General features: G+C 49.8%; 4 protein-coding genes. All 4 read left to right on the forward strand.

The genetic code is table 11. The features are described from left to right. Positions 1-40: 40 nt before the first annotated feature. Positions 41-712, forward strand: coding sequence for an ATP-dependent Clp endopeptidase proteolytic subunit ClpP (gene clpP / locus I6E40_RS04100; protein ID WP_235385635.1), 672 nt, complete (start codon positions 41-43; stop codon positions 710-712). 104 nt (positions 713-816) lie between these two features. Next, positions 817-2,007 carry an ATP-dependent Clp protease ATP-binding subunit ClpX gene (gene clpX, locus I6E40_RS04105; RefSeq protein ID WP_235385639.1) on the forward strand — a complete coding sequence of 397 codons (1,191 nt, stop codon included), beginning with the start codon at positions 817-819 and terminating at the stop codon, positions 2,005-2,007. A gap of 311 nt (positions 2,008-2,318) precedes the next feature. After that, on the forward strand, positions 2,319-4,499 hold the full coding sequence (recQ, locus tag I6E40_RS04110; protein ID WP_235385636.1) for a DNA helicase RecQ: 2,181 nt from the start codon (positions 2,319-2,321) through the stop codon (positions 4,497-4,499). Positions 4,500-4,517: 18 nt separating this feature from the next. Continuing rightward, positions 4,518-6,221: a glutamine--tRNA ligase/YqeY domain fusion protein gene (locus tag I6E40_RS04115; protein ID WP_235385637.1), complete on the forward strand. Its 1,704-nt coding sequence runs from the start codon at positions 4,518-4,520 to the stop codon at positions 6,219-6,221. Positions 6,222-6,626 lie beyond the last annotated feature (405 nt).

Below are 6,626 nucleotides of genomic sequence, written 5' to 3' on the forward strand. Positions count from 1 at the left end.
TTTCCTTTAGGAACACCTCCTTTTTTATTCCCAACAAAAAATGAATTATCAAGACTTTAAACACTTTGCCACCTCAAAGGCAGGCATCAACAGCCTCGTGCTGGACGACGTGCTGAAAAGCCAGGCGCAATATCTCAACCCCTATATCCTCGAAGAGAGACAACTCAACGTCACGCAGATGGACGTCTTCTCCAGACTGATGATGGACAGAATCATCTTCCTCGGCACGCAAATTGACGACTACACCGCCAACACGCTGCAAGCACAGCTCCTCTATCTTGACTCCACAGACCCCGGTAAAGACATCTCCATCTACATCAACTCACCCGGCGGCTCAGTCTATGCCGGACTCGGCATCTATGACACCATGCAGTTCATCCAGTCGGAAGTCGCCACCATCTGCACCGGCATGGCTGCCTCCATGGCTGCCGTACTGCTCGTTGCCGGAGCCGAAGGAAAAAGAGCCGCACTGCCCCACAGCCGCGTCATGATTCACCAGCCGATGGGAGGCGCACAAGGGCAGGCATCCGACATCGAAATCACAGCAAGAGAAATCCAAAAACTCAAAAAGGAACTCTACACCATCATCGCCGACCACTCCCACACTCCCTTCGACAAAGTCTGGGCTGACTCCGACAGAGACTACTGGATGACTGCTGAAGAAGCAAAGGAATATGGAATGATTGACAAGATTTTCATGCCGAAGAAATAAAAGCATAACCGCAACAACGGCAACCCACAAAAAAACAACCACCCGTGGCAAAAAAACAAAAAACCTGCAACTTCTGCGGACGCTCGGAAGAAGAAGTCTCCCTCATGCTGACCGGCATGAACGGAATGATTTGCTCTGACTGCGTGTTGAACGCCTACCAATATCTCGAAGAATATCTCTCGCCGGAAACACTCGGGAAAACCAAGAAAAAGAAGAATCAAAATGACGTCAAACTCGACAAGGTTCCAAAGCCCAAGGAAATCAAAGACTATCTTGACCAATACATCATCGGACAAGATTCGGCGAAGAGAGTGCTGAGCGTGGCGGTCTATAATCACTACAAACGACTCGCACAACTTCCCGACGAGAAAACCGAAAAGGACAACGACGTCGAAATTGAAAAATCAAACATCATCATGGTCGGCTCAACCGGAACGGGAAAGACACTGCTCGCCCGAACCATCGCCCGCCTGCTCGACGTGCCCTTCACCATCGTTGATGCCACCGTCTTCACCGAAGCAGGCTATGTCGGGGAAGACGTCGAAAGCATCCTCAGCCGACTGCTCCAAGTGGCAGACTTCAACGTCGAACGCGCCCAAAGAGGCATCGTTTTCATCGATGAAATTGACAAAATCGCACGCAAAAGCGACAACCCATCCATCACACGCGACGTCAGCGGAGAGGGCGTGCAACAAAGCCTGCTGAAACTCCTGGAAGGTTCCATCGTCAACGTACCGCCCAAAGGCGGACGCAAACACCCCGACCAGGACTACATTCACGTGGACACGAAGAACATCCTCTTCATCTGCGGAGGCGCCTTTGATGGCATCGAAAAGAAAATCGCACAGCGACTGAACACGCACACCGTGGGCTACGACTCCGTGCAGAACGCCAAGAAAATCGACGCCGAAGACCTCATGCGCTATGTCGTGCCGCAAGACCTGAAGAGTTTCGGACTCATTCCGGAAATCATCGGACGCCTCCCGGTCCTCACCTACCTCAACCCGCTGGACCGCAACGCACTGGCACGCATCCTGACAGAGCCCAAGAATTCCATCGTCAAGCAATATGTCAAACTCTTCGAACTTGACGGCGTCAAACTGACCTTCGCTCAAGAGACGTTGGACTACATCGTGGACAAGGCAGTGGAATATAAACTCGGCGCGCGCGGACTTCGCTCCATCGTGGAAACCATCATGACAGAAGCGATGTTTGAAGTTCCTTCTTCCAAGAAAAAGGAATATGTCGTGACGAAAGACTATGCCCAAAAACAACTGGAAAACGAGCTAAACTGAACCGGAGGCTGAGTCAAACCAAAGACGGAGACACAGTGTGTCCCCAACTGCTTTTGGCTCGCCTTCCACGTGCCTTGCACTTATTTTCATGATTTGCGCAGAAAAAAGTAAGCATTTTTCATGGTATATGTTTTTTTGTTATAACTTTGCGAAAGCGAAAGCCTAAGCAAAACAACTTTCCGCACCAGGTGAAACCTGAAACACAGCAAGCAGAAAGCACTAAGACAAAGAAAGCATAAACTAACCTAAGCCAACAGACTGCCCTGAACGAAAGCCAAAACAACTTCCGTTCAGTTTGTCCCAAAAGAATCATGGAAGGAACATTTAACCTGCACGAAGCACTCAAGGAAAATTTCGGATTTGACTCCTTCAAAAGCAATCAAGAGGCGATTATCCGAACTTTGCTCTCTGGGAAAGACGTGTTTGTCCTCATGCCGACAGGCGGAGGCAAATCAATGTGTTACCAACTTCCCGCCCTGCTCATGGAAGGAACGGCAATCGTCATTTCTCCCTTGATTGCCTTGATGAAAAACCAGGTTGACGCCATCAGAAACACCAACCGAGAAGACGGAGTGGCTCACTTCATCAACTCGTCACTGACCAAATCTCAAATCGAAGCGGTGAAGGAAGACATCAGAAAAGGCACGACAAAGCTGCTCTATGTCGCCCCCGAATCGCTGACGAAAGGAGAAAATGTGGAGTTCCTGAAAAGCATCAAAATTTCTTTCTATGCCGTGGACGAGGCGCACTGCATTTCTGAATGGGGACACGACTTCCGACCCGAATATCGAAAGATTCGACCCATCATCAACGAAATCTGCAAAGCACCCGTCATTGCACTCACTGCCACAGCTACAGACAAAGTGCGCATCGACATCAAAAAGAATCTCGGCATCCTGGACGCTGCAGAATTTAAAAGCTCCTTCAACCGACCGAACCTCTACTATGAAGTGCGCCCCAAAACGCCCAACATCGACAAAGACATCATCAAATTCATCAAACAGCAGCCTCGATGCAGCGGCATCATCTACTGTCTGAGTCGAAAAAAAGTGGAGGAACTCACCGAAGTGCTCAGAACCAACGAAATCCGAGCCGAAGCCTATCACGCCGGAATGGATTCCGCCACACGCTCCCAAACACAAGATGACTTCATCATGGAACGAATCGACGTGATTGTCGCCACCATCGCCTTCGGAATGGGAATCGACAAACCGGACGTGCGCTTCGTCATCCACTATGATATCCCCAAAAGTCTGGAAGGCTATTACCAAGAAACCGGACGCGCCGGCAGAGACGGCGGAGAAGGGAAATGCATCGCTTTCTATGCTCGAAAAGATTTACAAAAGTTAGAGAAATTCATGGAGGGAAAGCCCGTGGCTGAACAAGACATCGGCAGACAACTCCTCAAAGAAACCGCAGCCTACGCTGAAAGCTCCGTCTGCCGAAGAAAACTGCTCCTGCACTACTTTGGCGAACAATATCACAAGGAGAACTGCGGCAACTGCGATAACTGCATTCATCCAAAAGAACAAGTGGAAGCTAAATCATATCTCATCAAAGTACTGGAAATCATTCTCGCCACTAAAGAGAATTTTAGAGACGACTACATAAAAGACATCCTCAAAGGAAACAAAACCGAAGAAGTCTGCGCACACAAACACGACGCCATCGAACTCTTCGGATGCGGAGAAGACACCTCCGAACAAATCTGGAACGCGGTCATCAGACAAGCACTCATCTCCGGCTACATTGACAAAGACGTTGACAACTACGGCGTGCTCAAAGTCACCAAAGCCGGACACAAGTTCCTTGAAAAACCGGAAGACTTCTTCATCGTCGAAGACAAGAACTATGAGGACGAAATGTCAGAGCCCGAACCACAAGGAGGAGCCTCCTGCGCAGTGGACCCCACCCTCTTCCAAATGCTCAGAGACTTGAGAAAGGAACTCTCAAAAGAACTTGACGTGCCGCCCTATGTCATCTTCCAAGATCCCTCACTCGAAGCCATGGCAACCATCTACCCCCAAACGCTCGAAGAACTCCAAAACATCCCGGGAGTCGGAGCCGGAAAAGCAAAACGCTATGGCACTGAGTTCTGCAAACTCATCAAAAAACACTGCGAAGAGAACGAAATCGAAAGACCGGAAGACCTGAGAATCAGAACCGTGGCAAACAAATCTAAAAATAAAGTCAGCATCATCCAAAGCATCGACCTGAAAGTCGCTCTGGACGACATTGCCGTGGCAAACGGCATGGAATTCGGAGAACTGCTTGACAACCTTGAAGCCATCGTCTATTCCGGAACAAAAATCAATATCGACTATTTCATCTATGACGTGCTCGACGAGGAACACGTGGAGGACATCTTCCAATATTTCAAAGAAAGCGACACCGATTCACTTGAATCTGCACTCGACGAATTGGGAGAATACTACACCGAAGAAGAAATCCGACTCGTCAGAATCAAGTTCATCTCTGAAATGGCTAACTAAAAGAACACACCTAAACCCATGAGCGAAAACATAAACCCAAGCGAAAACAGCACGCAGAAAAGCCTCAACTTCATCGAACAAATCGTGGTTGAAGACCTCGCAAAAGGAAAAAACGACGGAAGACTGCAAACGCGCTTCCCGCCCGAGCCGAACGGCTATCTCCACATCGGACACGCAAAAGCCATCTGCATGGACTTCGGCATCGCACAAAAGTTCGGAGGAGTCTGCAACCTGAGACTTGACGACACCAACCCGCAGAAGGAAGACACAGAATATGTGGAAGCCATCAAAGAAGACATCCAATGGCTCGGATTCAAATGGGGAAACATCTATCACGCCTCGGACTACTTCCAACAGCTCTGGGACTTTGCAGTTTCGCTCATCAAACAAGGCAAAGCCTACATCGACGAACAGACCAGCGAAGAAATCGCACAGCAGAAGGGAACACCCACACAACCCGGAACGGACAGTCCCTTCCGCAACCGCCCCATTGAGGAAAGTCTCGCACTCTTTGAGAAAATGAACAGCGGGGAAGTGCCCGAAGGAGCCATGGTGCTCCGCGCAAAGATTGACATGAGCAGTCCGAACATGCACTTCCGAGACCCCATCATCTATCGCGTCATCAACAAAGAGCACCACATCACGGGGAACAAGTGGAAAGCCTATCCCATGTATGACTTCGCCCACGGACAAAGCGACTTCTTCGAAGGCGTCACCCACTCCATCTGCACCCTGGAGTTCGTGCCTCACCGCCCGCTCTATGACTACTTCATCGATGAACTGAAAGAAGGTAAAGACCTTGAGGACCACCGCCCGCGTCAGTACGAGTTCAACCGTCTGAACCTCACACACACGCTCATGTCAAAGCGCAAACTCCTTGCACTCGTTGAGGAGGGATTGGTGGACGGCTGGGATGACCCGCGCATGCCGACCATCTGCGGTCTGCGTCGCCGCGGCTATTCTCCCGAAGCCATTCGCAAGTTCGTGGACATGATTGGCTACACGAAGATTGAAGCCATCAACGAGTATTCCATGCTTGAAGCAGCTGCCCGCGAAGACCTCAACGCTCGCGCTCTCCGCGTCAGTGCCGTGCTTGATCCCGTCAAACTCATCATCACAAACTATCCCGAGGGACAGACGGAAGAGATGGAAACCATCAACAATCCGGAAAACGAGAACGACGGCACCCACACCATCACCTTCAGCCGCGAACTTTGGATGGAACGCGCAGACTTCATGGAAGACGCGCCGAAAAAATTCTTCCGCATGGTGCCCGGAAAAGAAGTACGATTGAAGAGTGCCTACATCGTGAAGTGCACCGGCTGCAAAAAAGACGAAAACGGAAACGTGGTGGAAGTCTATGCCGAATACGACCCGCAGAGCAAGAGCGGAATGGAAGGTGCGAACAGGAAAGTCAAAGGAACGCTCCACTGGGTCAGCGCCAACCACTGCGTCAAAGCCGAGGTGCGTCTCTACAATCCGCTCTTCACCGTCGAGAATCCTGCCGCCGATGAGCGAGACTTCCGAGAACTTCTCAATCCAGAGTCTCTGCAAGTGCTCAAAGAATGCTACGTGGAACCCTTCGCAGTCAAAAACGACACCGGCAACCGCTATCTGCAGTTCCAACGCACCGGCTACTTCACTCTTGACAGTCACTCCACGACGGAGGCTCCCGTCTTCAACCGCACCGTCAATCTCAAAGACAGTTTCGCGAAGAAATAAATCAAATCAGCCAATACCAAAGGAATGGTCATCCGCGTCGCGCAGACACGAATGACCATTCTTTTTTTCTTCAGAACTGATTCGCAGATATTGCTGACCGCTAAAATTCAGAGAGGAATCGGAATGGGCAACGCTACCGTCTGAAAGAACGACTGCAGTTTTAGCAACCGTCACAAACCCTACACAGCCGCGGAGCCGCAATCGCCACTGTGTAGGGTTCATCGTAACTGCGTTTCAACACTTCACTATACGTAAATAAAAGGGGAAAGAAATAAACTATACAAACTATACACAAACCCTACATTTAACCCTGCATTGTACTGATTTACCACGCGTTACGAAATGTATAGTTTGCGCTTCAAACTATACACAAACTATACACAAACTATACATTGAAGCGTTCAA

The sequence above is a fragment of the Prevotellamassilia timonensis genome, assembly GCF_021531665.1.
GTDB lineage: Bacteria > Bacteroidota > Bacteroidia > Bacteroidales > Bacteroidaceae > Alloprevotella.